Here is a 26,066-nt window from a genome sequence, read left to right on the forward strand (position 1 = left end):
TTATATGAATCAATCGTTAGGACTATTAGAAGTAAAAGGCTTGTTAGGCGCAGTTACCATGTCCGATGTAATGGTAAAAGCATCTAATGTGCACGTAGTAAATATTGACAAAGCTAATGGTTTTGGTTGGTTTACTGTGGAAGTAGTAGGCGATGTGGGAGCTGTGCAATCAGCTGTTGAAGCAGGCGCTATGGTGGCAAAAGAGATGGGTTGTTTTGTAAGCTCTAAAGTGATTCCAAGAGTATCGCAAACTGTTATCGATGTCTTCTTACAAGAAGAACCGGCAGCTGTGAAAGAAGAACCTATAGCAGAACCTGTGGTGGAAACTGTGGTGGAAACTGTCGGGGCAGAGCCGGAAAAAACAGTACAAGAAACAGATACAGTAATGGCTGAAGCCATTGCTGAACTGACAAATATTGTGATTGGTGAAGAATCTACACCATCAACAACAGAAGTAGCACCGAAAGCTACAGGTGCTAAAAAATCAGCTAAAACGACTAAAGCTAAAAAGAAAAGTAGTTCTAAAAAATAAGGAGGTTTATCATGAATAACGCATTAGGTATGGTAGAAACAAAAGGTTTAGTAGCAGCTATTGAAGCAGCAGATGCAATGGTGAAAGCATCCAATGTAGAATTAACTGGCTATGAAAAAATTGGTTCTGGTTTAGTAACTGTGATGGTTCGTGGTGATGTTGGTGCTGTTAAAGCAGCCGTAGAGGCGGGTGCAGTAGCAGCTGGTAACGTAGGCCAAGTTGTATCTACTCACGTAATTCCTCGCCCACATCACGATGTAGAAACATTGTTGACTAAATAGTAGAATAGCCTTTAGTAAGGAGGATGGACATGGATATTTATGATTCAGTCCGAAATATTATTGCAAACATAGAGCGCGTGCCATCCACTACACAAGAGGGAATTGCCCCCATTGGACGAGCAGCACAGTGGTCTAGATATACAGGAATTACCGTTGAATCTGTGGTAGATACTGTCGTTGAAGCTTGCGAACAAGAGGCGAAACGATTGGGAATTCCTGTTGTGATTGCTATTGTGGATGCGAGCGGATCGTTAGTGTATCAACGGCGTATGGAACGAGCTCTTGGTGTAAGCATAGAACTAGCCCCTAATAAGGCCTATACAGCAGTAGCTTTTCGGTGCGGAACAGAAAAGTTAGGAGCCGTAGTGCAGCCAGGGACTCCTCTTTATGGTATTGAGACGATGGTCAAAAGACCCATAGTCTTATTTGGCGGTGGTGAGCCACTAATGTTAGAGAATCATCTAATCGGTGGTCTAGGTATTAGTGGCGGCACTGTAAAAGAAGATGTGCTCATAGTGAATGCAGGGCTACGAGCTTTTCAGTCATATATACAAGGGGCGTAATCATGGAATCATGGTCATTTAAAACGCAAATTTTTACAGGACAAACAGAACACTCTGCCAATGGTACTAAAACAGATGCTTTAGAAAGACTTCGCTTATTAGAAGGAGAACGTATTTTTATCATCTGTGACCCATTTTTAGAAGGAACACCAGCATTACAGACAGTGATTGACTTGGTGAATACAAGCAATACCTATGTTGTATATTCTAATGTAGTACCAGATCCACCTATTGATTCCATTGTCAAAGGGGTAGAGGTATTACAGAAAGAAAAAGCCACAGTACTGATCGTCATTGGCGGAGGATCTGCCATTGATACAGCGAAAGGTATTAACTATTTCTGTAAAACAATTTATGGCATCTGCGTTAAAAAATTTATTGCCATACCAACAACTAGCGGAACTGGATCTGAAGTGACATCCTTTGCTGTTATTACAGATACTAAAACAGGTATAAAGTATCCGTTGGCAGATGACAGCTTATTGCCAGATGAAGCGATTTTAACAACATTCTTTGTGAAATCGGCACCGCCAAAAGTAACCGCTTATAGCGGCATGGATGTACTTGTACATGCCATGGAAGCCTTGGTGGCTACAGAGGCCAATCATTTTACCGATGCATTAGCTGAAAAAGCAATAGAATTAGTTATTAAGAATTTACCAACATGTGTAGAGCGTGGAACTGACGAAGTAGCACGAGCAGCGATGCATGAAGCATCCTGCATGGCAGGGCTAGCTTTCAATCAAGCTGGTCTAGGCATTACCCATGCCTTAGCACATCAATTGGGCGGTCAATTCCATGTGCCGCATGGATTAGCCAATGCGATGCTATTGCCCTATGTCATTATGTATAATGCAGCCAACTCTAATGAGGCTAAATTAAAATACATTTCGATTGCACAAAAACTCTCCTTAACCACCGAATCTGATGATGAAAGTGCACAAATTGCTGCTTTAGTACGATGTGCACAATCTTTAGCACGTCGAGTGGGTTGCATTATAACAATGAAAGAGTTTGGTATTGATGAAGTTTCCTTTAAGGATTCCTTTCCTACATTAGTGCAACAGGCTATGGTGGATCGTACCTACCCAGGGAATCCATACGCGGCCACAAAAGAAGATTTAACACGTATATTAACATGTATTATATGAGGTAACACATATGGATGCTACACAAGTGTATGTTAGTGAATTTATCGGAACAGCTATTTTAATGGCTTTCGGTAGTAGTTGTAACGCTGGATTATTACTTAAAAATACAATCACAAGCGCTATTAAAACAAACTGGATTGGATTGATGTTTGGTTGGGGATTTGCAGTTACATTTGCAGTCTATGTGGCCGTTCACTTAGGTGGCGTAGGACACTTGAACCCAGCATTAACGATTGCTTTTGCAGCAGGTGGATTATTCCCTCCTGAGTTAGTATTGGGAGCCGTTATCGCTCAATTATTAGGTGGCTTTGTAGGCGCAGGCATTACGATGCTACATTACTATCCTCACTTCAAGATTACTGGTCCAGATGAAGGAAACTGTGTAGGTATTTTTGCTACAGGTCCAGCTTGTGATGAACGAGTTTGGAACTTACTATCTGAAGTGATTGCTACTTTTTTATTCATCTTTTGTGTACTTTTCTTGGGACCTATGGCCGATGGTTTAGCACCACTTATTATTGGTTTCCTTGTAGCAAGTATCGGTTTCTCTTTTGGTGGAACTACAGGCTTTGCATTGAATCCTGCTCGTGACTTTACTCCACGTTTGGCCTATGCGATTTTACCACTTCCTAACAAAGGAACTGCGAATATGGGTTATGCTTGGGTACCAATTGTAGGACCAACGATTGGGGCACTATTAGCAGTGGGTGCATTTAACTGGCTACATGTAGCTTTACATTTATAATTGGAAAGGAGGTTATATCCTATGCTAGATAAACAACGTATCATTCAAGAGTCAGTACCAGGAAAACAAGTCACATTAGCTCATGTATTAGCGAATCCAAAAAGGGACTTATACAGTAAACTAGGTCTAGATAGCGAAGGTCGTAGTGCTGTAGGTATTTTGACGATTACCCCAGGGGAAGCGGCTATCATTGCAGGAGATATGGCCTCTAAAGCAGCCAATGTACATATCGAATTTATCGATCGATTTTCAGGGGCTGTGTTAATATCAGGAGATGTTTCAAGCGTAGAGGTATCACTCTCTAGTGTATTACAGGGATTCTCGGAATTGCTACAGTTTAGCGTAGTTCCTCTTACAAGGAGCTAACCGTGGATACCTTGCGTAGTACTTTGTGGGTTGGTAGCACCTATAGTCATGTGGAAACTGTGGTACAATGTCTTTTAGGCGGAAAGAAGACGTTGCCACGGCCAATGGCGGTGTATCGTGAAGGCAATTGTGTGCTAACTCCCGGAGAGTACATTGAAAATCCTTGGTATTTTTCTGCTCTTTTAGTGTCATCATACGATGTGGATACCGTGGTACTGGGCTACCGCTTAGGGGAACCATTCAATCCCTATCCACCAGCTACGGCAGGAGCTTTTAATCGCAATGTAGTAGGCGTTGTGGTTATGAATGATGCATTAGATGCGTCTCAGATTGGTGAAAGTGTTCGCCTACTACGACTAGCGGGGGCTAATGACATCTGTGTCGTAATGGAGTCGGAAGAGGACATAACAGAACAAAATTTAATACAAGATATACCAATGGTGACCTATGGATACGAGGCTCTTAGAGAAATGCTATCTGTAAAGGAATAACGATCACCATAGTGAGTGGATAGAAAAGCACCTTCCTTTGTGGTGGTGCTTTTTTGTTACACTATGATAGTTATTAAATAAAATTTATTTTACTATCACATGAAACCTATAGTATGATAAACTAAAAGTATATTCTTTCACGCAATGAATGTGTATGAGCAATTGTATAGTCAAATCCTTTACTTAAAAAGGTAACAGACTGTGTTCTACAATGGGCATGTGGACACAAGCGGTTAGTAGCTAAGTGCTACAGTTAGGAGGCAGTAATGATGAAAGGGAAGGCATTACGTATTGTGGTGAGTACGATATGAAATATTCTATATTACTCATTACGTCTATGACGAAGCATTGGCAATGGGCTAAAGAAATAGAACAGAAGTATACAGATGAGACTATGTCCTTGGGCATAGTCTTTCTGTCATCTGAAAATATAGAGTTAGAAGATGTTCAGAGGGAGATTGATGGTACGGATATAGTACTATTTACTCATGTAGGAAGTACCTTAGATACTCCTTTGGTAAAAGGGATTCACAAATATATTACACAGAAACAAGTTCCTTATGTATTACTATTCCATGATTCAGCGTCGGATGTACAGCGATATGGTATTGCAGATGAGGACATTGATCAAATTAAGGCTTATTTGCACCAAGGTGGAACAGAAAACTTTTATGGACTGTGCCAATATATGCTATCCTTACAAGGTTATACAGGGCCAGTAGAACCGGTGAAAGAACTACCATACCAAGGTATTTTAGGCAGACAAGGGGAAGTGTATCCATCCTATGAGGAATATCGTAAGGACTATGATCATGGCGGTCCAGTGGTAGGTATTTTCTTTTATCGAGATGAATGGGTGCAAGGTCAATTAGACTATCCCTATGCACTGTATGATCGTGTATTAGAACAAGGATTATCCCCGGTATTAGTATTTGGTCAATATAGCAGTAAATCTGGTGGGCAATTACGGTGGTACGATTGTTGGCACATGTTGTTTGATCATCAAGTGAAAGAGACAATATCTCTCATCATTAATACATGTAAGTTCTCCATCATTGGCTTGCAGGGGGCGAGTCGTGATGAACTGACGGATTTAGGGATCCCTATCTTGCAGGGCTTTGTTACCTATACTACTCTTGAAAGCTGGCAAACACGTTCACAAGGGCTAGAGCCTATGGATATATCCTTTTCCTTGTCATTGCCGGAAATAGATGGCATTTTAAACGGTCATATTGTAGGGACCAGAACGTACTCAGAGGAAAGAGGCTACTATTTCAAATCATATCCTAAGGGGATTCAAAAGTTAGTAGACCAAGCCAAACGATGGATTGCATTGCAACAGAAACATAGGTCAGAAGTAAAGGTTGCTCTATTCCTTCATAATTATCCTCCCAAAAATTCACATATTGGCAATGCCTGTGGGCTAGACACGCCAGAATCTGTACTACGGTTGTTGCAAGAATTACAACAGAATGGATATACAGTGGATGGTATCCCTCAAACGAGTGAAGATCTAATGATAATGTTGACCAAACATGCTACGAATGATGTAGAGTGCTTGACCGATTCAGCCGTAGAGAAAGCCCCGAAACTACCGAAAGAAGTGTATACGACGTGGTTTTCAAAGCTAGATAGTGCTACCCAAGAATCACTACTACAATATTGGGGACAGCCCATAGGGGAGATATTTGTAGAAGAGGATGAGCTTATTATTCCCGGTGTGGCCTTTGGCAATGTGTGGGTATTAGTACAACCGCCACGTGGATTTAGTGATAATCCAGATGCTTTGTACCATTCGCCGGACATTCCGCCTACGCATCACTATGAGGGAGTATATCATTGGGTGCGTACTGTATTTCAAGCCGATGTGGCGATTCATATGGGGACACATGGCAATTTAGAATGGCTACCTGGTAAGGGTACCGCCTTAAGCGAATATTGTTATCCCCAATTAGGGATTGAGGATATTCCGAATCTATACCCGTATTGGACGACTATTGTCGGTGAAGGTATCCAAGCAAAACGGCGTAGCCATGCTGTTTTACTTAGCTATTTGTCACCACCTATGAAGCGGTCTGGTCTGTATGGTGACTATGAAACGCTAGAACGATATTTGGACGAATATGACCATATGAAAGCGCAGGAAACAAACCAAGAGCAAGTGGTACTAGGGTATATATTATCATCCGTGAAAGAGTGTCATTTAGAGCACTTGTGCGAAGCCTTCGACTGGTACCAAGAGGGCGGGCAGGTACACTTTGTGGTAGATAGAACTGTCAGTGAAGAAGAGTGGCGTGCCTTAGCTGACTCCATTCATGTAGACGAGGCAGAAGAACTATTAGGGGATATTCATAATTATTTGATGGACATCCAAAATCGTCATATTCGTTGTGGCTTGCATATTTTAGGGCAAAATCCAACCACAGAGGAAGAGGACGGGTATATAGATACTTTCATAGACATGCATAGTGTGCCAGACGATGCACAGAAAGAAACGCTGTGTGAGACCTACCTCGCAGGGTTGCGCCAAACCACAGAAGAAATGTGCCAATTGTTACGAGGTTTAGAAGGAAACTATATTCCACCTAACATCGGTGGCGCTGTTACTAATGGTGGTATCGATGTGCTACCGATGGGGCGCAATTTTTATGGCGTTGATGAACGGACCTTGCCGACCGTGCCTGCCTATGCCATCGGTTGTGAACTAGGCGATGCATTGCTCAATGAATATATTCGAGAAGAACAGCGATATCCAGAGGAAATTGGTATTGTCTTGTGGGCAGACAACACGCAACGCTCGCATGGACAATGTATTGGTGAAGTATTCTATTTATTGGGTGTACGACCAGTTTATATAGGAAGTCGTATGTCCGATTTAGAAGTTATACCTCTCGAGGAATTAGGGCGACCACGCATCGATGTAACAAGCCGTATTAGTGGACTATTCCGAGATATGATGCCTTCTGGTGTCATGTGGATTGCAAAAGCGGTGCAAATGATAAACGCCCTTGATGAAGATCATAGTGTGAATTACGTAAAAAAACATATAGATCTGGATACAGCTGCATTAGTAGAAGACGGTATGGACTATGAAGAAGCTATCAAAGCAGCTACAATTCGTGTCTTTGGGGATGCACCAGGTGCCTATGGGGCAGGAGTGAATCAAATTCTAGAACAAAGCAACTGGTCTACTCGTGAAGATTTAGCCAATGCCTATGTCACCTGGGGTGGCTATGGATATGATGAGCAAGGGGAAATTATTCCAAGCCATCAACAGTTTCGCAAGCGATTAGGTTCCATCGAAGTGACTGTGAAAAATGAAGATAACCGAGAGGTGAGTTTGTTAAGTACAGATGATTTCAATGCCTATCATGGTGGGATGATCGCTGCTGTGGAGGCGGTGAAAGGTACTAAGCCGAAATCATTTATAGGAGATACCACGTACCGCAAAGATATTTTGGTGCGGTCCTTAGAAGATGAAATTCAGCGTCAGTTCCGTAGTGAACCAATGAACCCTATTTTTATAGAGGGCATGATGAAACACGGTTACAAGGGAGCAGCTGATATGGCATCCTATGTGCAACATACCTATGAATGGGATGCCACTAGTGATATGATTCAAGATTGGATGTATGATGCCTATACAGACGAATATGTCATGAATCAGGATGTACAGGACTGGATGCGCCAAGCCAACCCTTGGGCATTAGGGGCCATTTGTCATACTTTATTAGAAGCAGAACAACGAGGACTTTGGAAGGCCAGTGAGGAACGCAGAGAAGGATTGCGTGATGTGGCAATGTCCTTAGAAGAGGACCTAGAGGGGTATTATGATGAAACGTAAGGAGACTAACATGAGTACTATATATCCTTTTACAGCCTTAGTAGGACAAGATCAAATGAAAATGGCCTTACTCCTCAATGCGGTAGACCCACGGGTAGGTGGTGTGTTGATACAGGGTGATAAGGGAACGGCAAAATCGACGGCGGTACGAGGCTTAGCCAAGGTGCTGCCTATGCATCGTGATGGCACACCGATGAAAGTGGTTGACCTTCCATTGCATTGCACGGAAGACAGATTGGTGGGAACCTTGGATATTGAGCGGATGCTGCAAGAGGGGAAGCAAAAGTTTTCTCCAGGCATTTTATTTGAGGCTCACGAAAATATTCTCTATGTGGATGAAGTCAATTTACTAGAGGACTACTTAGTGGATACATTGCTAGATGTGGCGGCGATGGGTGTGAATCGGGTTGAACGTGAGGGCATTAGCCATAGTCATCCATCACGATTTATTTTGGTGGGCACCATGAACCCCGAAGAGGGGGCTATTCGTCCGCAATTGTTGGATCGCTTTGGTCTATCGGTGACTGTGAAAGCAGAAACAGATGTAGCATTGCGGATGGAAGTATTGCGTCGTCGATTGGCTTTTGAAGATACTCCACAAGCATTTATTGAGTCCTACAGGAAGGACGATGAAGCGTTGCGTAAAACCATTGAAACAGCGCGTAAAGCGTTGCCTACCATTGGGGTAGATGCAAATCTATTAGAATTGATTGCCAATATATCTATTACCCTAGGCGTAGAGGGACATCGTTCAGATATTACCTTGCTCAATAGTAGCCGTGCTTTGGCGGCCTTACAAGGGGAGCCCCATGTGACCACGGATCATCTGAAACAGTTGACACCGCTTGTGGTATCTCATCGGATGAAGCGGAAACCTTTTGAGCAACGTGAATTTGATGAAACTATGCTGGACAATCTATGGGCTACCTATGAAGGGATACAGAAGTAGTAGAATCATCAAAGATTTTGTTAAAGGAGGTGAATGGTATGAGCGTACAACTGAATACAGGCATTCACCTCTTTTTGCAAGAACCTTTGTTGCGGACATTACTGATTTCAGGTGAAGTGGGAACGGGAAAAACTTATGCTCTGTTACAAGCATTGCTTGATAGGGGCCGAACCTATACGACGATTACATCCCACACAGATGTGAGTGCTATGCAGGAAGCAGTGGATATACAAAGGACCTTAGAAACAGCTCAAATTGTAAAACAAGCACATCCTTGGGACGTGTATGACTTGCTTATCTGCGAAGGATTGGATCACTTTGACCGGTCCATGTGGTTACGGATTCTTTACGAGCAAAATCGTCGGTACGAAGAGGGAAGGCCGCTACAAATCATTGGGACCTATACGGGAGCAGAAGGGCTTTCAGAATGGGTCTATGATATGGATTTGTGGATACCCATAGAATCACCGGATGTGGATACTAGAGTGCGGATCCTAGCAGATAGAGACCATGCAGATATATATGAGAACGGTACGACTTGTGAAAGTTACCACAGGGAGGGAATATCAGTAGATGTATATGGAACTCATGGAGAAGAGTCGATTTGTTCTAAGGGGAAATTAATGGATGCACCTGGAATCCCAAACGTGCATGATAGCATATATACATATATTTCCAGTTTAGTAGAGAGATTCAACATTTCCTTTATGGGCATGGAATATATTTTACTAAAAGCGGCCATAGGTCTAGCTAGAGAAAAAGGCCATCAATTTGTGGAGCCAGCTGATGTAGAAACAGTACTTCCATGGACATTACCACAGAAAATGAAGAACCTAGTGAGCCCTCGGACACAGCAAGAGGGAGAGGCACAGGATTCATCTGGCCGAAGTCCATCCGATGAGACAAGAAGGGAACAAGAGGAAAGAAAAGGGACCAGTTCAAACCGAGGGGAAGAGAACAGTTCTCCGCAGAAGGCTGGCAATGGCCAGTTGCAGGATGGGCAAGAGGAAAGAAGTCCTCAGGGAATGAGATCAGATGGTGATAGATCTTATGAGATGCAAAAAGAAGTAGAAGAGGACATTAATCAAGATACAAATCAGGCAGAGAAAGAAAATGGTTCTGGCTATATGGAGTTAGATGGACCACTGGGAAATGATACAGATAAAGAAGGTCTCAGTACATCCCATAGAGATAAGGTAGAGGAGTCCTTTGCACTTTCAGAAGCAGTGGAAACGCAGGTGTTACATTTATATGGGATGTTGCAATCTGGGCTGGCAAAGAAACACATAGACATCAGTGATGACGGTCGAGGCCCTAAGGTACATCGTCAAGGAACTATGGGGAGAACCATTGCATGGATACCAACGATAGTACAAGGGATTGTACGCAGTCGGAAAGTACCGATTCGGCTAACTATAGAAGATATCAGATATGCTATGTATCAGGAAATACCAAAAGAAGCCATCTATTTAGTAGTTGATACAAGTGGATCTATGGGGCAGAGACAACGATTACAGGGGGCAGAGAAGTTACTTTCGCAATTGGTACAGATGATGTATGTAAAACGACAGTATGTATCGCTCATCACCTTTCAAAAGCATGGGGCGCAATGTGTGGTGCCGCTGACACAGCGAATTGAGACCATCCCCAAAGCATTGGGAGAAGCTCGTATTGGGGGCAGAACGCCCTTTGTAAAAGGTATTGAGGAAGCGGTCAAACAGATAGGCAATGACATGTCTCAAATGGGGCATGTACAGGCAAAGGTCGTAATTATTACAGATGGGAAGGTCACCTCACAAGCACTGCAGGGACTAGACGACATCGGTAGATGGCTTGCGAATCAGGGAATACAAACGACGGTCATCGATACAGATACCAGTTTTGTTCGCATGAACCGCGCCAAAGAAATTGCTCATATGTTAGGGGCAGAACTTATAGATATAAATCAATATATAGTCATTTAGAAGTGACAGAATATATAGGTAAATACATGCGCCATATGCTACAATAGAATATAGAATCCAAGTTTGGTTTGATAAAAGGTAAGGTGTAATTATATATGGAAAAACGACAGGATTATTTGCAAATGATTGCAGGTGAGTCGGTGTCCCGTAGACCAGTTTGGTTTATGCGTCAAGCGGGACGAAGTCAAGCGGCGTATCGCAAGATTAAAGAGCGATATAGCCTATTTGAGATTACTCATCAACCGGAATTATGTGCAAAAGTAACAGCTCTTCCCGTTCATGAGTATGATGTGGATGCGGCTATTTTGTACAAGGATATTATGACGCCTTTGGTGCCTATGGGCGTAGATGTGAACATAAAATCTGGTATAGGGCCAGTGATTTCCAATCCTATTCGGTCCAAAGATGATGTGGAAAAGCTACGGGATATTGTAGTAGAAGAATCATTGGACTTTATGGTGAAAACGATCCAAATGTTGACGAAAGAAATGCTCACAGTTCCCTTAATTGGCTTTGCAGGAGCTCCTTTCACATTGGCTAGCTATATGATTGAAGGTGGCCCTTCTAAGAATTACCAGAAAACTCGTCAATGTTTAGTGGCAACGCCTGAGATTTGGCATGCTTTGATGGAGCGATTGACTGCTATGTCCATTACTTATATGGAAGGTCAAATTCAGGCGGGTGTGAATGCAATTCAAATTTTTGATTCATGGATTGGAGCCCTTTCCATGGAACAATATGAAAATGGTGTATTTCCGTATATGAAACATATTATTGGGACTATTAAAGAACGATATCCTCATATTCCTATCACTATGTTCGGCGTAGGTACTAAGCATTTATTCCCAGTGTGGAAAGAATTACCATTAGATGTAATCGGTTGCGATTGGAGATGCTCCATTGCAGAAGCAAGTGCGATGGGCATCAAGCAAACATTACAAGGGAATTTGGACCCTGCCTATTTATTTGCAGATTGGAAGACAATTCAAGGTGAAATTGATCGTATTTTGGCAGAAGGTGCTGCTCATGGAAAGCATATTTTTAATTTAGGCCACGGTGTTGTGCCAGATGCGAATCCTAAAGTATTGCGAAACATAGTGGAGTATGTACATGACAGAGGATAAAGAGATACAACAAGTTTGTGTATTGGTATTAGATTATGGCTCTCCCCGCTCCTTAGAAGATGTGAAAACATATTATACCCGCATACGGAGAGGTCACGGGCCAAGTGACAAAGAATTACAAGGATTGCGACATAAGTATGAACGCATTGGTGGACAATCTCAGTTAATGGAGTCTACCGCATGGCAAGTAGAGCGGTTACAAGAAGAGTTACAAAACGAACTGCCCTTTGCAAAGGTAACGGTGGTACAAGCACATAAATATATAGAACCACTCATCGGGGATGTAGCGAAGGAATTGGGCCACTATGATACAGTAGTGGTACTTATGATGAATCCTTATGGAACAGACATATTAAATGCATCCTATCTAGAGCCACTGAAACCGTTTATGAATGACCGATGGAAGGTAGTACAACATTGGGCAGATATACCGACATTAGTGCAATCTTGGACAGACCGAGTACAGAAGACTATGCGTACATTGCCTATTACGGCGAAACCGCTGTATGTCTTTACTGGCCATAGTGTGCCACTGATGCAAGGAATTTCCTATGATGGATATGTGCATAGCTTACAACGGGTGATGCAATCTATAGCAGATCAATTGGTGTTGCCCAATGCTACCCTAGCTTGGCAAAGTGCAGGCACTCGTGGGGAATGGCTAACACCTACGGTAGAAATGGTTACGGAACAAGCGGGCGCAGAAGGGCATACCCATGTGGTATATATGCCTATCGGCTTTACTTGCACTCATATGGAAGTATCTTATGATTTAGATGTGGAACGTCGTGAACAATGTGATCACTTAGGTATATCTTATGTGCGAGTGCCTATGCCAGATCGTGACACTCTCTTTGTGAAAGCCATGGCGCATGGTGTATTAACAGCTCTCTTGAAGGAGGGATAATATGAAAGTAGCAATTATTGGTGGTGGTCTAACGGGCTTATCTGCAGCGTATTATATGGGCAAAGCATTTCCTAACTGGGACATTCATGTCCTAGAATCTTCGAATCGTTGGGGTGGAAAGGTACAAACAAAACGTCGCGATGGCTATGTGGTAGAAGTGGGGCCTGATTCGTATTTAGCCAGAAAAACATCTATGACAGATTTGGTACAGGAATTGGGATTAGGTGATACCTTGGTACGTAATGCTACGGGAGAATCCTATATTTATCATCAAGGTCAAATGAAGCCTATCCCTGGAGGATCCATCATTGGCATCCCTACAGAATTTCTTCCTTTTGCTATGTCTAGCTTATTGAGTTGGTCTGGTAAATTACGAGCTGGATTAGATATTTTTAAGAAACCATATCCAGGAAACGAGGATATGAGTATCGATGCCTTTTTTCGGTATCATTTAGGGGACGAACTAGTCAATTTATTAATTGAACCTCTCTTATCAGGTATCTACGGTGGAGACTTAAAACGCTTAAGTTTACTGGGAACCTTTCCAGAATTTCGTCAATTAGAACAAAAGCATGGAAACTTGGTCAAAGGTATGATGGCTATGCAAGGTATGCGCAAACAATCTGGGGCGGTTACTGAAGGACAATTTGCCCAATTAACGGGAGGTTTAGAATCATTAGTAGATGCTCTTGTGGAACAAATGCCAAAGAACGTTTCTTTGCACACATCGACTGAGGTGCTAGAGGCATCATACACAGATAAGCTCTATACAGTGCAAACACAAAACGGTACAGACTCCTACGATCGTCTTGTGATCACTACGCCACCTAAAGCCTATGAAAAATTTTTTGTGGGAGATAAAAAATTTGAAGACTTGCGGCATATGGAACAATCTTCTTGTGCCATTGTCATTATGAGTTTGCCGAAGTCAGCTTTTACAAAACCATTGCAAGGCACAGGCTTTGTCATCACTCGCAGCACAGAGACACCATTGACGGCATGTACTTACATTTCTAGTAAGTGGCCACAAACGACACCACAAGACAAGGTGGTACTACGCGTCTTTTTAGGGAAGCCTACAGACTCTACGGTAGATACGCACAGTGAAGAAGAACTGTGTGAATTGGCGCTTTCAGAAATACGAAATATATTGAAGTTTACAGGAAATCCAGAATGGATGGAAGTGGTACGGTTACAAAAAAGTATGCCCCAATACGAAGTGGGACATAAAGACCGAGTGGCAACCCTCATGGGCCATGTCCAAGAACACTATCCAGGATTGGCATTAATTGGAACTCCATTTAAAGGGGTCGGCATGCCAGATGGCATCAAACAAGCCTATGAATTGGTAACAGTATGGAAAGAAGAAACAAAGGAGGTAGTTCCTATGGATACACATACAGAATCTGTTCATGCAGGCGCAATACCTATGCATGGACATACTACAGGACTAGAAAAAGTACCTGAAACATACGAAGGTTGGTTTAGCTTACACGCTAATTATTCCATTAATTTTGAAAAATGGAGAAGCTGGTCCGGTGAGCAACAAAGTGAAGCATTGCAATCTTTCAAGGCGTTTATTGGAAATTTAGAAGCAGCTCATGAGGCCCATACAAGTAGCTATGCTATGTACCAAATCAATGGTCATAAGGGAGATATTATGTTTTGGTTCTTACAACCAAGCTTGCAAGAGTTGAACGAAGTAGAATTGACACTAAAAAAATTACCAATCTTTAGTGTATTACAGCCAGAATCTTCTTTCGTATCTGTTATTGAAGTAAGCAATTATGTAAAATCTCCGAAGGACCATCCAAAAGTGCAAGCCCGGTTATACCCTAAAATTCCTAGATTGGCTTGCATGTGTTTTTACCCTATGGCTAAGCAACGTAATTTGACAGATAATTGGTATATGCTAGATCGTCAAAGTCGTGGTAGTATGATGCGTTCTCATGGTCAAATTGGTAAAAAATATGAGGACACTATCAAAGAGTTTACGACGGGTGCTTTTGGTATGGATGATTGGGAATGGGGTATTACATTGATGAGTGATGATCCAATTCAGTTTAAAAAAATCGTCAATGAAATGCGATTTGATGAAGTAAGTGCTCGCTTTGGTATCTTTGGACCATTTACAATTGGTACGATTCTAGATATGGATGGCATAGATCATCTGTTTTCCTAATACATCAATAGGGCATTAAACTATAAAGAAATACAATTGCGACAGGTTTGCATACTAGTACCACACTGGATTGTGTAACCTGTCGTGTTTTTATTTTCTCCAATGTGGTGGCGCTCATCTAAAAGTTGTGGCTAATATCTATGGTTGCGTCATCTTTTGTTTCATGTTAGATAGAACTGTTTGTATCTTAGTGATAGTAATGCAGTAGTTATGTGTGGTTATATGGTATAATGAAAGATATGATGAAGGAGTGATGTCATGAAATTGTTAGCCATAGATTTAGATGATACGCTGTTACGTGATGATAACACCGTGTCTGATTATACAAAAGCAGTGCTAAAAAAAGCACAGGACAAGGGAATTGAGGTACTTATTGCAACAGGCCGTATGTACCAAACGGCATATCCGGTAGCACATCGTTTAGGCTTAGGTGATGTACCGATGGTACTGTATTCTGGCGGTGTCATCCAACGTGTAGAAAGTAAAGAACTCATTTGGGAACGAGCTATACCACCGGAGGTAGCGCGCAAAGTATTAGCCATCACGAAAGAGCATAATATCTATATTCAGTCCTATATTGATGACGAATTATTAGTGCACAGTGAAACAGAGTTTTCTCGTCTCTATGAAGAGATTACAGGTGCCAAGGCTGTGTACGTAGGAGATGCTATCTATGCCCCTCAAAAGGGAACGAACAAACTATTAGTGGTGGAAGATCCTGAACGTATGACAGAGGTGATTGCTATACTTTCTAAAGAAGTTGGCCACATGGTTGAGTTAGTTCGATCCAAGGTGAATTTCTTAGAAATCGTGGCACCTCACGTGTCCAAAGGGGAAGCTTTGGCTTTCATGGGCGAGCGATTGGGCATCGGTTTAGAAGATATGGTATCCTTTGGTAATTCAGAAAATGATATTTCTATGTTACAAGTAACAGGTCATTCCGTGGCAGTAGGGAATGCAGAGGAACATGTGAAGACAATTGCCAAAGAAGTATGCGACACAAATGAAAAAGATGGCGTCGCTAAATGGATTGAAGCGAATGTATTATAAAATTTTGTAGGAGGGCCTCATGGAAGGGTTTCGTTTAATCATTGTGACCGGTATGTCCGGAGCAGGTAAAACACAAGTGATGCAAGTCTTGGAAGATATGGGATATTTCTGTATCGACAATATTCCTCCTGTGTTGATTCCTAAGTTTAGTGAAATTTGTCGTCAAAGTGCAGGCACTAAAGTGAGTCGAGTAGCCTTAGTGGTAGATATCCGCAGTCGTGAATTTTTTGATGATTTAAACAGTGCCTTAGATGATTTGACGGCTATGAGTGTGCCTTATGAAATTGTGTTCATGGAAGCTAGCGATGATACTTTGATTCGCCGGTATAAAGAAACACGTCGTAGTCACCCCTTGGCACCATCAGGTCGTATTAGTACAGGACTGTCACAAGAACGGGCACTCTTGGCGGATGTACGTAGCAAGGCGGATCATATTATCGACACCACAAACATGAAAACATCTGCCTTGAAATCATTTATGCGCCGTACTTTTAGTCACGTGAAAGAACAAACAGATGGCATGGCTATTACAGTGGTAAGTTTTGGATTTAAATTTGGCATGCCTAATGATGCGGATATGGTATGGGATGTGCGATTTTTGCCGAACCCATACTACATTCCCGAATATCGTCATAAATCGGGGCGCGTACCTGTGGTAAAAGAGTATATTCACTCCTTTGAAGTGACTGATGAATTTAAAAAGCATTTCTTTACTACACTAGATTTCCTTGTGCCAAACTATGAACAAGAGGGAAAAAGCCAATTTGTGGTAGCTGTAGGCTGTACAGGCGGTATGCATCGTAGCGTAGCAATGGCAGAGGCATTATATGCACATTTGAAAGAAAAAGGCTGTAATGTTTCTGTGGAACATCGTGATATGATGCGTAATCATGTAGAAGAAGATGTGAATCCACGTTCTAGATTAGACCTATAAAGAAAGGAGTGGGACGATTCTTTCGTCTCTCAAGCCTATGAAATATAATAATTGGATGCGCTGGTTTGCGCCAGGCATTAATATTAAGCGGTGGCTATTCCTATTTTCTTTAGGCACGATTTGGCTGGTAGTGGGTGTCCTTATGATGATGAACTACCAGTGGATTAGCAACTTTGAAGATATTTTCTTAGAATTTTTATTCCATCTTACAGGCTCCTATAACTATACGGTCATAGCCAGTCTTGGTTTAGCAGGTATTGTGGCGGGTATGGTAGCTATGTTGTGGGGGATACGTAAGCTCATTCAGACCATTGTGAATGCGATTTTGCCTAATACAGAAGATGGTGTGAGTGATTATATTTTTGAAAAAATTCGCTTAGGACAAGGACCAAAAATCGTAGTGATTGGTGGTGGTACAGGATTGTCTATGCTATTGCGAGGGCTAAAAAGTAAAACCACGAATTTAACCGCTATTGTTACAGTAGCAGACGATGGAGGTTCTTCTGGTCGGTTACGAGAAGATTTTCAAATGATTGCTCCTGGAGATTTACGCAACTGTTTAGTAGCATTAGCGGAAAAAGAAGGACTTATGGAAGAACTATTCCAGTATCGATTTACTAAAGGAGCAGAATTATCGGGCCATAGTTTTGGGAATTTATTCTTAACAGCAATGACTCAAGTGCTGAAAGATGATGTGGAAAAAGCCTTAGAAGCCTCTAGCAAGATCTTGCGAGTTCGGGGACGTGTTATTCCATCATCTACAGAAGAAATCAAACTGATTGCTAAATTGACGGATGGTACCATCGTAGAAGGGGAAAGTAATATCCCTAATGCGGGTAAGCCAATTGCGAAGGTCTATACTGAGCCACATAGACCATCTCCTGTAGGAGCTGCCTTGCAAGCTATTGATGAAGCCGATGCCATCATTTTAGGCCCGGGCAGTTTATATACTTCGGTAATGCCGAACCTATTAATTGATAAGGTAGCGGATCACATTGCTAACTCTAAAGCGGCTAAGATTTATATTTGCAATGTGATGACGCAGCCAGGTGAAACAGATGGGTATACTGTGTCTGACCATGTGAAAGCTATTGAAGCACATAGTGAGGTGGGAATTATCGATACAGTTCTTGTGAATGATAACAGAATCCAAGATGCCACATTAGAACACTATAAACAAGCGGGGCAAGAACCAGTAGACGTAGATATGGACGTGTTGCAATCGATGGGGATTCGGACAGTTCGTGCAAATCTTGTAGATAGTCAAGATAAAGCGGTCCACAATTCTGATCGGTTAGCGAAAGTGGTCATGGATGTTGTCTATGCTTTGCAGACGGATATTGAACCGCACATTTTAGAATATTACTTACAGCGAGAAGATCATTAAGTATGAAAGTAGAGCCTCTAGAGGCTCTATTTTCTAGTAGAAATAGTAAAGGAGAGGCTATGTCATTTGCAGAAGATGTAAAAAATGAATTGTGCCAATTTAAAACAGAAGATGCGTGGGCATCCAAAGTAGAGGCCTCTTGTTTATTACGGATGGGTGGGTCCATTTTACTAGGTATGCAAGGACGCGTAGGGGTACGTTTGGTGACGGCCAATAATGCAGTAGCTAGACGAGTGCTAGGAATTATTAAAGAACAGTATGATTTGCCTACTTCTGTGCTAGTGCGTAAAGGGCTAAATCTACGCAAAAAGAACATGTATACGTTGACGGTAGAGCCTACAGAACAGAGTCGTCTTGCTCTAGAGGAGTTACAATTATGGCCTGTGGATGCTATGATTCCAGATGAATGGTTAAAGGACATGGAATCACGAAGGGCTTTTTTGCGAGGCGCTTTTTTGGGATGTGGGTCCGTGAATAAGCCGCAAAGTGACTATCATTTAGAGTTTATGACTACAAAGGAAAACTTTGCAGATCAAATTATTCGTGTCTTAAAGATGTTCCGATTGCATGCTCGAAAGGTAGAGCGCAAAGAGGAGTTTGTAGTATATTTAAAAGAAGGGGATGCGGTGACCTCCTGTTTACAAATTATGGGAGCTCAATCAGCCCTGATGAATTTTGAAAATGTACGAATTATGAAAGATGTACGTAATACCATTAATCGTCAAGTAAACTGTGAAACAGCAAATTTACAAAAAACGGTGAATGCAGCAGTTCGTCAATTAGATGCGATACGTATTATTGATAAACATCAAGGTCTCGACTCCTTGCCAGTTCGTCTTTATGAGGTAGCTATATTACGTCAAGAATTTCCGGATGGTAGTTTGCAAGAATTGGTAGATGCGTATGAAACAAAGTACAAACGAGAATTGACAAAATCTGGTATTGGACATCGTTTACGTAAATTAGAAGCCCTCGCCTTACAGTGGGAGCCAGAGGGGCTTACGATAGAATAGAGGTAGTATGAAATTAATGAATCGAATACAATGGAAACAATGGTTATTAGGGGGCATTTTAACAGTACTTGGGCTAGGCACTACGTATGGACAAGCACCGAGAACGGTAAATATTGATGAGTATACATTTACACCCTTAGAGGTAAAAACTGTTAAAGAGATAGATACTTTATTATTGTCCGATAGTCCAGAATATGTAAAAGAGCCGGGGATTGTAGCGGCAGGTACACTGAGAGGAAATAGCCGTATTTACTTTTATCATGTGAACGAACGAACAGAACCTATGAAAGTAGGTATTTTGTTGGAAAATAAGGGGAATGTTCCAGCTTTTGTAGAAATAGAACGATCTATTTATGCAAAACCAAGCCCAGACTATTTTAAAGTGGGACGAGAGCTTTCGAAAAAAGAACTGAATAGTACTGCATTAGACTTAGGTGCTTGGGCTAATGAAGGCGTAACTATCCCAGTTCGCTCTAAAGCAGTGCAACAAGAAATCAAAAAACAAAAAGAGAGTCTTGCACAATCGAAGAAATTAAAGGCAAAAAAAATTGAAGAGGCAATTAAAAAGGATACTACATCAAGAACTATTTCATTATTATCACACAATACTAGTGGTACAGAATTTGTATTACGCCCTGGGGAAGTACGACCTATTTTTACTGAGTTGGAAAAAGTACTGATGAAGCAAGATGATTTATTCAGTGGTATTATCGATTTTTCTACTACGGAACCAGTATATGCATCTGTGGCGGTGATGGAACCTAAGTCAACAGTTACGTATGGCTTGCCTTTATTGCCAATTCATCCTATAGATGAAGTAGAGTTACGGGGTACTTATGAAGGAATGCGTCGATTCCATGTGGTGGAACCGCATTTTAATAGTGAGGCAGGTCCAGCTAGTTTTGAAATTGCAAATGATCGAGAAGATGCCTTTATTAGTGGTGTTGATGAGACTAGTAACAATAAGCTGGTGAAAAACAAAGGTAATTATGGTATTTCTAATGTATATGTGTTACGCACAGAAGGAAACACTCCCTATGCCTTGTATTTTAATCCATTAGGTGGTGCTTTTAGTGGCACATTCAGGATTACATCTTCTAAAGGTGTACGCACCTATGATGTGCCTGTAAAAGGTCCGTATTTGGGACATGAAACTATTTATGACACACAGCTATTAGATGTATTTGATAGACCAGAAGATTTACTATTAGAATACATGTCACCAGGGGCGTCGAATTTGCCTGTTAGATTTTTGTTGATTCCACAAATTTCGGAACATGAGAATACAGATGGTAGTAGATCGCAATATGTGACTAATTTAGTACATAAAATTTTGGGAAAATAATCAAGTTTTTATATAAATAATCTAAAAAGATATCTTGAATTAAACTAAATATAAATTATTTTATATGAACAATTATTCCTATTAATATGCGAAACTATGCAAATTGAAATTTCGCTGTTTAATTTAAAATAATCTAGATAGACAAAGTTTATATTGACAATCATTGCTATTTATAAATATAATGAGTGTTAGAAATGATACTCAGATTAAAGTAGGCGATGTAATTCGGCAAAGAGGCCCATTTGTTAGTCGTATGAGACAGCAAATGGGCTTTTTTGAAAGGAGGAGCATGAATCAAAATTGTATGAAAAAAATAGAAAAGTTCAAACCTAAAGTAATGGATATAGACATGTTGTCTGCCACCGAGGTGGAACATGGCACCATTTATGAGATGAATACGCCTCGAGGTAAGGCCAAGATGTATAGTTATCCTGTATTCGGTGGAGTAGAATTGACGTTCCAAGAGGTGACCATGAAAGAAATCCGTCACCGTGCAAAACCCTTAGATGGTATGTTTGAAATCCATTATTGCAAAGAAGGGCGTATTGAGTGCGCCTTTGATAATGGAAAAGTATTATATATGGATGAAAACGATATTTCTGTAGGGTGGAAAGAGTCACCTAGCTATGTGCACTCTACAAAGTTTCCTACCTCTTATTATAAAGGTATCAATTTATCTATTTATATCCCCAAGGCCCAAGAGATGGTGAATAAGTTCGTAGGACATGATCGGATTGATCTTCGTGACATATGTAATCGCTTTTGTCAGGATTTTAAATTTGGGTTTGTATGTCGTAGAGAATCTAAACTTAGTGACATTTTTAAAAGTTTATATGATCTTCCCGATGAAGTGATGCCACAGTTATTTCAATTGAAATGTATGGAAATCATATTGTTATTAAGCACCATCGCATCAGATGATGATTGCTGTATGCCATATTTTGAACGAAAACATGTGGAAAGTGTGAAACGTATGCACGAATTTTTGATGAAAAATTTGCACAAAAAACTGACTATTGAAGAGTTGGCAAAAACATATAGATTAGCACCGACAGCATTGAAAAAATGTTTCAAAGGGATTTATGGTAGTAGCATTCATCAATATATTAAGCACATGCGGATAAAGGAGGCGGCAAAGGATTTAACTAATACAGATGATAGTATTCTCAGCATAGCTAACCGATATGGCTATGAAAATGCTAGTAAGTTTGCAGAAGCATTTCGGGTTATTATGGGACATAAACCTAGTGAATATAGGAAAATAAATAAAATGTCGGAATGGATTAAGTAGAAGCTATTTAGAGTAGATTTGAAATTATTAAATTTGATATTATAAGTATAAGCTGATAAAAATTATCATATTTTTTTAATGGAGGTAATAATATGGACAGCCTTTTATACATTGTACATTTATTTAACAGCGGTGGATTAGTAATGTATCCATTGGTTATTTTGTCAATCATTGTGATCGCAATTGGAATTGAGCGTTATACGTATTTCAAAGCTAATACTGCATTGCTAAAGGAATTTAGTCATGATGTGTATTTTGCAATAAAAGATAATGATTGGAAGAAAGCGAAAGAGTTATGTGAGGCAAATCAAACGGCAACTGGTCGTATCTTACATGCAGGATTAACATACTCCAAAAACGAAACAAGTATGAAAAATGCGTTTTCCGAACAAATGATGATTGAAGCCTCTCATTTAAAAATTCATTTGGACTACTTAAGCGCTATCGTAACAATTTCTCCATTATTAGGTTTATTAGGTACAGTATCTGGTATGATTGGCACGTTCAGTGTATTGGATAATGGTGCTGGTGCATCCGCTATTTCTGGCGGCGTTGGTGAAGCCTTGATTGCCACAGCAACTGGTTTGTTAGTGGCTATCTTATCATTCTGTGTGTACACATACTTCAGTCATCGTATGGATGCAATTATCAATGATACAGAAACTTTATCTGTAGTGTTATTAAATGGTATGAAAGAACAATGGAGTGATTCTCATGTTTCAAAATAGTCGATTAAAAATGAAACCTGAGTTCATGATTGTGCCAATGATCGATATCATTTTCTTCTTACTGGTTTTCTTCATGATGAACAGTATTGAAACGGTGGCACAAAAGTCCTTGGGTGTACAATTACCGCAAGCACAATCAGCAACACAAGTCAAACAAAGTCCTATCATTCTTACATTGGATAAAGAAGGACATATCTTGATTGACTCTAAACCATATAGTATCGATGAAGCTCGTAACTATATTACAAGCAAAATTGGAGAAAATCCAAATACAGCGGTACTATTACAAGCAGATAAAAATACGCAACATGGATTCGTGGTTGCCATTATGGATATGCTAAAAACGATTGGGGTTAAGAAGTTCTCAATTGCTGCTAGCTAGAAAGGATGACACATGGAACAATATATTTCCTGGAAAAAATCCTACATAATCTCTGTTGTAATCCACATTGTCCTAGCTGTTGTGTTAGGTATTGCTTTAGTATCCGTAGTAGAGCATAAACAAACCGAAAATGCTTTTGAAATTGACATGTCTATTTCCGACGATTTAAAAGCATCCGCAGGTGGCGGTGGCGGTGGCGGCGGGGTATCTTTCCCTCAACCACTTTCACAAGAAGTTGTACAAGCCAAAGTACAAGCAGCGCAACAAAGTTTATCATCTCCAGTGCCAGTTGATGATGCTGTGAATGTGCCAACATCTACCAACGCAGCTACAGGTGCAAGTGATGGAACATCTACAAACCAAGGTACTGGTGGTGGATCTGGTGGCGGTAACGGAACAGGAAACGGTACTGGCGATGGTAGCGGTAACGGATCTGGTAGCGGTGGTGGATTTGGCTCTGGCAGTGGCGGAGGTAATGGAGATGGTGTAGGTACTACATCTGGTAATGCACCGTTTGACTGGGCAGGATTTGTGGCTACTGTACAAGCCCAAGCACAAGGTACGTACCCTGCAATGGCAGTAAAACGTAACTTACAAGGTAGTGTTACAGTTAGCGTAACCATTGATGCGAGCGGTAATATAGCCTCTGTTTCGGCAGGTGGAGGACCTGGTATTTTAAACAGTCATACCCAAGATGTTGTCTATGGCATAGGCAATTATCCAAATGGTAGTGGCTCATCAGTATCAAATACATTCACAGTGTACTACACTTTGAATGGTGACTAGTGCAAAGGCACAAGAAATAATTCAGGAGGAATTATGGATTTAAAAAGTTTATTTGACTCCATGTCGGAGGAACAACGTAATATTCAACTTGGTTTTGATACAGCAACGCCGTTGACACATGCTTTTACAAGCAAACGTGCAGTACATGCTGGTCTAAGTGGGCGTCCTTTAGAAAAGGATGAGGCACAACGTGTATGGAATGAATTAATGCAACAACCACCTGTTCCAGGGCAAATGCAAACGGCATATATTCATATTCCATTCTGTCAAACTAAATGTACGTACTGCGGATTCTATCAACATGCTACGAATCAAGATGCAGAAGATAAATATGTAGATATGTTATTGAAAGAAATGCAAATGGCTGCCGATCAACCACGGTTCCGTGATGGTTTGATTCACACTATCTTTATTGGTGGTGGTACGCCAACATCATTATCTGCTAATAATGCAAAACGCATGTTGTCTGCCATCCAAGAATATTTCCCGTTGGCCAATGACTATGAGTTGACATTAGAAGGTCGTATTCACGACTTGGTGCCTGAAAAAATGGATGTATGGATGAGCCATGGTGTCAACCGTATGTCCTTAGGGGTACAGTCTTTCCATACTCACGTACGACGTCAATTGGGACGTTTAGATGATCAAGATACAGTGTTGTCTCGATTAGAACAATTAAAAGCATACCAACAATGTTCTGTAATTGTGGATTTAATCTATGGTTTACCAGATCAAACGATGGATGTGTGGATGGAAGACTTAAAACTTCTTGAACAATCCGCAGCAGATGGTATGGACTTATATCAATTAAATGTGTTTGAAAATAGTGATTTACAAAGCTTAATTGAACGCGGTAAAGTAAGCCCAGCAGCTACCACTAAAGAACAAGCATTAATGTATGAGGCAGCTGTAAAATACTTGATGAAACGTGATTTTACACGTTTAAGTGCAGCTCATTGGAGCCGTGCACCGCGTGAACGCTCAATGTACAACACTATGGCGAAAGCCGGATACCCAATGTATCCATTTGGTTGTGGTGCCGGGGGTAATTTAGGTGGATACATGACAATGTTACACCGTGTATTGCCTCCATATGAAGCCCTTGTAGAAGAAGGTAAGAAACCATTTATGGTTCTTATGAAACAATCTGAACTACAAGACTTCTCTAATTATGTAATCAGTTCCTTGGAACGAGGTGTTTTAAATCTAGACACTTTGATCGAAATGGATTCAAAATTAGAGGACTTACGTTGGTTGCTTGATACTTGGGTAACTCGTGGTTTGATGGAATATAATGGCGTATTATATCGCTTAACAACGGCTGGTGGATTCTGGAATGTCAATATTACACAAACCGTTATTGAATGTGTTCAGTACATCTTAACGGGTGAAAGCACATTGTTACATGAAAATATTGCGGCTCAAAACCATGGTGGTAGACCAAAAGATCATCCACATGTAGGTGGTGGTCATCCTGAAGGTGTGGCGAAACATCCACAGGGAGCAGGCGGTCATCCAGCAGGTGTTCCAAAAGGACATCCAGAAGGAGTACCAATGGGAGGACATCCAGCGGGCGTGGCGAAACATCCACACGGAGCAGGTGGTCATCCAGCGGGTATTCCGAAAGGACATCCGGAAGGAGTACCGATGGGAGGACACCCAGCAGGCGTGCCTAAACACCCACATGGTGCAGGCGGACATCCAGCGGGCATTCCAAAAGGGCATCCTACAGATATGGAAACTACACGTGCTCATGGCACAGTAGGACATAGTCCATTTAAGAAAAATATTTAGGTAGTATCTATTACAGGTGAACTCCTACACACCTTACCAAACCAAACAATATAGTTTCCTGTAATAGTTCTATAGCCACTCATAGAGTGGAATCAGGTATACCAGGTCAAAGTTGGTAGGCTGCATCATACTATAGTACGTTTAAAATCACTTCAGTAATAAGAGTGCAGTATCCGCAGGCAATGCCTGCGGATGTATATCTGATAAATGAACATTGTGCCTTAGGCTACAATGTTAGATACAAAAATAATGATATA

General features: G+C 41.1%; 23 protein-coding genes. All 23 read left to right on the plus strand.

The annotated features are described in order from the left end of the window. The first annotated feature begins 4 nt into the window (after positions 1 to 4). The 23 genes from EO111_RS03315 (at position 5) to hutW (ending at position 25,809) form a co-directional block, all read left to right on the plus strand. Positions 5 to 532, plus strand: coding sequence for a BMC domain-containing protein (locus tag EO111_RS03315; RefSeq protein ID WP_127010733.1), 528 nt, complete (start codon positions 5 to 7; stop codon positions 530 to 532). 8 nt (positions 533 to 540) lie between these two features. After that, positions 541 to 813 (plus strand): BMC domain-containing protein, encoded by a 273-nt coding sequence (locus EO111_RS03320; RefSeq protein WP_303733696.1) that lies wholly within the window; start codon positions 541 to 543, stop codon positions 811 to 813. A gap of 29 nt (positions 814 to 842) precedes the next feature. Continuing rightward, on the plus strand, positions 843 to 1,376 hold the full coding sequence (locus tag EO111_RS03325) for a heme-binding protein (RefSeq protein ID WP_009353670.1): 534 nt from the start codon (positions 843 to 845) through the stop codon (positions 1,374 to 1,376). A 2-nt stretch (positions 1,377 to 1,378) separates the two neighbouring features. Then, positions 1,379 to 2,527 (plus strand): 1-propanol dehydrogenase PduQ, encoded by a 1,149-nt coding sequence (locus EO111_RS03330; RefSeq protein WP_009353704.1) that lies wholly within the window; start codon positions 1,379 to 1,381, stop codon positions 2,525 to 2,527. 10 nt (positions 2,528 to 2,537) lie between these two features. Beyond that, positions 2,538 to 3,272, plus strand: a complete 735-nt coding sequence (locus EO111_RS03335; protein WP_127010734.1) for an MIP/aquaporin family protein — start codon at positions 2,538 to 2,540, stop codon at positions 3,270 to 3,272. A 21-nt stretch (positions 3,273 to 3,293) separates the two neighbouring features. Beyond that, on the plus strand, positions 3,294 to 3,638 hold the full coding sequence (gene eutS, locus EO111_RS03340) for an ethanolamine utilization microcompartment protein EutS (RefSeq protein WP_009353658.1): 345 nt from the start codon (positions 3,294 to 3,296) through the stop codon (positions 3,636 to 3,638). A 2-nt stretch (positions 3,639 to 3,640) separates the two neighbouring features. Then, positions 3,641 to 4,129: an ethanolamine utilization - propanediol utilization gene (locus tag EO111_RS03345; RefSeq protein WP_009353680.1), complete on the plus strand. Its 489-nt coding sequence runs from the start codon at positions 3,641 to 3,643 to the stop codon at positions 4,127 to 4,129. 307 nt (positions 4,130 to 4,436) lie between these two features. Further along, positions 4,437 to 7,973 (plus strand): cobaltochelatase subunit CobN, encoded by a 3,537-nt coding sequence (locus EO111_RS03350; RefSeq protein WP_127010735.1) that lies wholly within the window; start codon positions 4,437 to 4,439, stop codon positions 7,971 to 7,973. Positions 7,974 to 7,983: 10 nt separating this feature from the next. Then, positions 7,984 to 8,922 carry an ATP-binding protein gene (locus EO111_RS03355; RefSeq protein WP_127010736.1) on the plus strand — a complete coding sequence of 313 codons (939 nt, stop codon included), beginning with the start codon at positions 7,984 to 7,986 and terminating at the stop codon, positions 8,920 to 8,922. Positions 8,923 to 8,960: 38 nt separating this feature from the next. Further along, positions 8,961 to 10,886, plus strand: a complete 1,926-nt coding sequence (locus tag EO111_RS03360; RefSeq protein ID WP_127010737.1) for a VWA domain-containing protein — start codon at positions 8,961 to 8,963, stop codon at positions 10,884 to 10,886. 95 nt (positions 10,887 to 10,981) lie between these two features. Then, entirely contained in the window at positions 10,982 to 12,010 is a 1,029-nt protein-coding gene (gene hemE / locus EO111_RS03365; protein WP_126940664.1) for a uroporphyrinogen decarboxylase, read from the plus strand. Next, positions 11,997 to 12,917 (plus strand): ferrochelatase, encoded by a 921-nt coding sequence (gene hemH, locus EO111_RS03370; protein WP_164723739.1) that lies wholly within the window; start codon positions 11,997 to 11,999, stop codon positions 12,915 to 12,917. Before hemE ends, hemH begins: the two co-directional genes overlap by 14 nt. Before the next feature lies 1 nt (position 12,918). Then, complete coding sequence (hemG, locus tag EO111_RS08380; protein ID WP_240626883.1) at positions 12,919 to 15,099, plus strand: protoporphyrinogen oxidase; 2,181 nt, start codon at positions 12,919 to 12,921, stop codon at positions 15,097 to 15,099. Positions 15,100 to 15,357: 258 nt separating this feature from the next. Next, a complete protein-coding gene (locus EO111_RS03385) occupies positions 15,358 to 16,149 on the plus strand; it encodes a Cof-type HAD-IIB family hydrolase (protein ID WP_127010739.1) in 792 nt (263 codons plus the stop codon). Positions 16,150 to 16,168: 19 nt separating this feature from the next. After that, positions 16,169 to 17,083 carry an RNase adapter RapZ gene (gene rapZ, locus EO111_RS03390; protein WP_009353656.1) on the plus strand — a complete coding sequence of 305 codons (915 nt, stop codon included), beginning with the start codon at positions 16,169 to 16,171 and terminating at the stop codon, positions 17,081 to 17,083. Between the two features lie 37 nt (positions 17,084 to 17,120). Then, the gene (gene yvcK / locus EO111_RS03395; RefSeq protein WP_164723738.1) at positions 17,121 to 18,470 is read left to right on the plus strand and encodes a gluconeogenesis factor YvcK family protein; all 1,350 of its coding nucleotides are present in this window, start codon (positions 17,121 to 17,123) and stop codon (positions 18,468 to 18,470) included. Between the two features lie 59 nt (positions 18,471 to 18,529). After that, complete coding sequence (gene whiA, locus EO111_RS03400; protein ID WP_127010740.1) at positions 18,530 to 19,483, plus strand: DNA-binding protein WhiA; 954 nt, start codon at positions 18,530 to 18,532, stop codon at positions 19,481 to 19,483. A 7-nt stretch (positions 19,484 to 19,490) separates the two neighbouring features. Beyond that, the gene (locus EO111_RS03405; protein WP_127010741.1) at positions 19,491 to 20,828 is read left to right on the plus strand and encodes a hypothetical protein; all 1,338 of its coding nucleotides are present in this window, start codon (positions 19,491 to 19,493) and stop codon (positions 20,826 to 20,828) included. 289 nt (positions 20,829 to 21,117) lie between these two features. Beyond that, positions 21,118 to 22,119 (plus strand): AraC family transcriptional regulator, encoded by a 1,002-nt coding sequence (locus tag EO111_RS03410; RefSeq protein WP_164727604.1) that lies wholly within the window; start codon positions 21,118 to 21,120, stop codon positions 22,117 to 22,119. 92 nt (positions 22,120 to 22,211) lie between these two features. Then, positions 22,212 to 22,847, plus strand: a complete 636-nt coding sequence (locus tag EO111_RS03415) for a MotA/TolQ/ExbB proton channel family protein (protein ID WP_127010743.1) — start codon at positions 22,212 to 22,214, stop codon at positions 22,845 to 22,847. Continuing rightward, positions 22,834 to 23,229 (plus strand): biopolymer transporter ExbD, encoded by a 396-nt coding sequence (locus EO111_RS03420; RefSeq protein WP_009353705.1) that lies wholly within the window; start codon positions 22,834 to 22,836, stop codon positions 23,227 to 23,229. Before EO111_RS03415 ends, EO111_RS03420 begins: the two co-directional genes overlap by 14 nt. 12 nt (positions 23,230 to 23,241) lie before the next feature. Then, a complete protein-coding gene (locus EO111_RS03425) occupies positions 23,242 to 24,015 on the plus strand; it encodes an energy transducer TonB (protein ID WP_127010744.1) in 774 nt (257 codons plus the stop codon). Between the two features lie 33 nt (positions 24,016 to 24,048). Further along, positions 24,049 to 25,809, plus strand: coding sequence for a heme anaerobic degradation radical SAM methyltransferase ChuW/HutW (gene hutW, locus EO111_RS03430; RefSeq protein WP_127010745.1), 1,761 nt, complete (start codon positions 24,049 to 24,051; stop codon positions 25,807 to 25,809). The last annotated feature ends 257 nt before the right edge of the window (positions 25,810 to 26,066 follow it).

This window comes from Veillonella sp. CHU594, from assembly GCF_003992265.1.
In the GTDB taxonomy this organism is placed as follows: domain Bacteria; phylum Bacillota; class Negativicutes; order Veillonellales; family Veillonellaceae; genus F0422.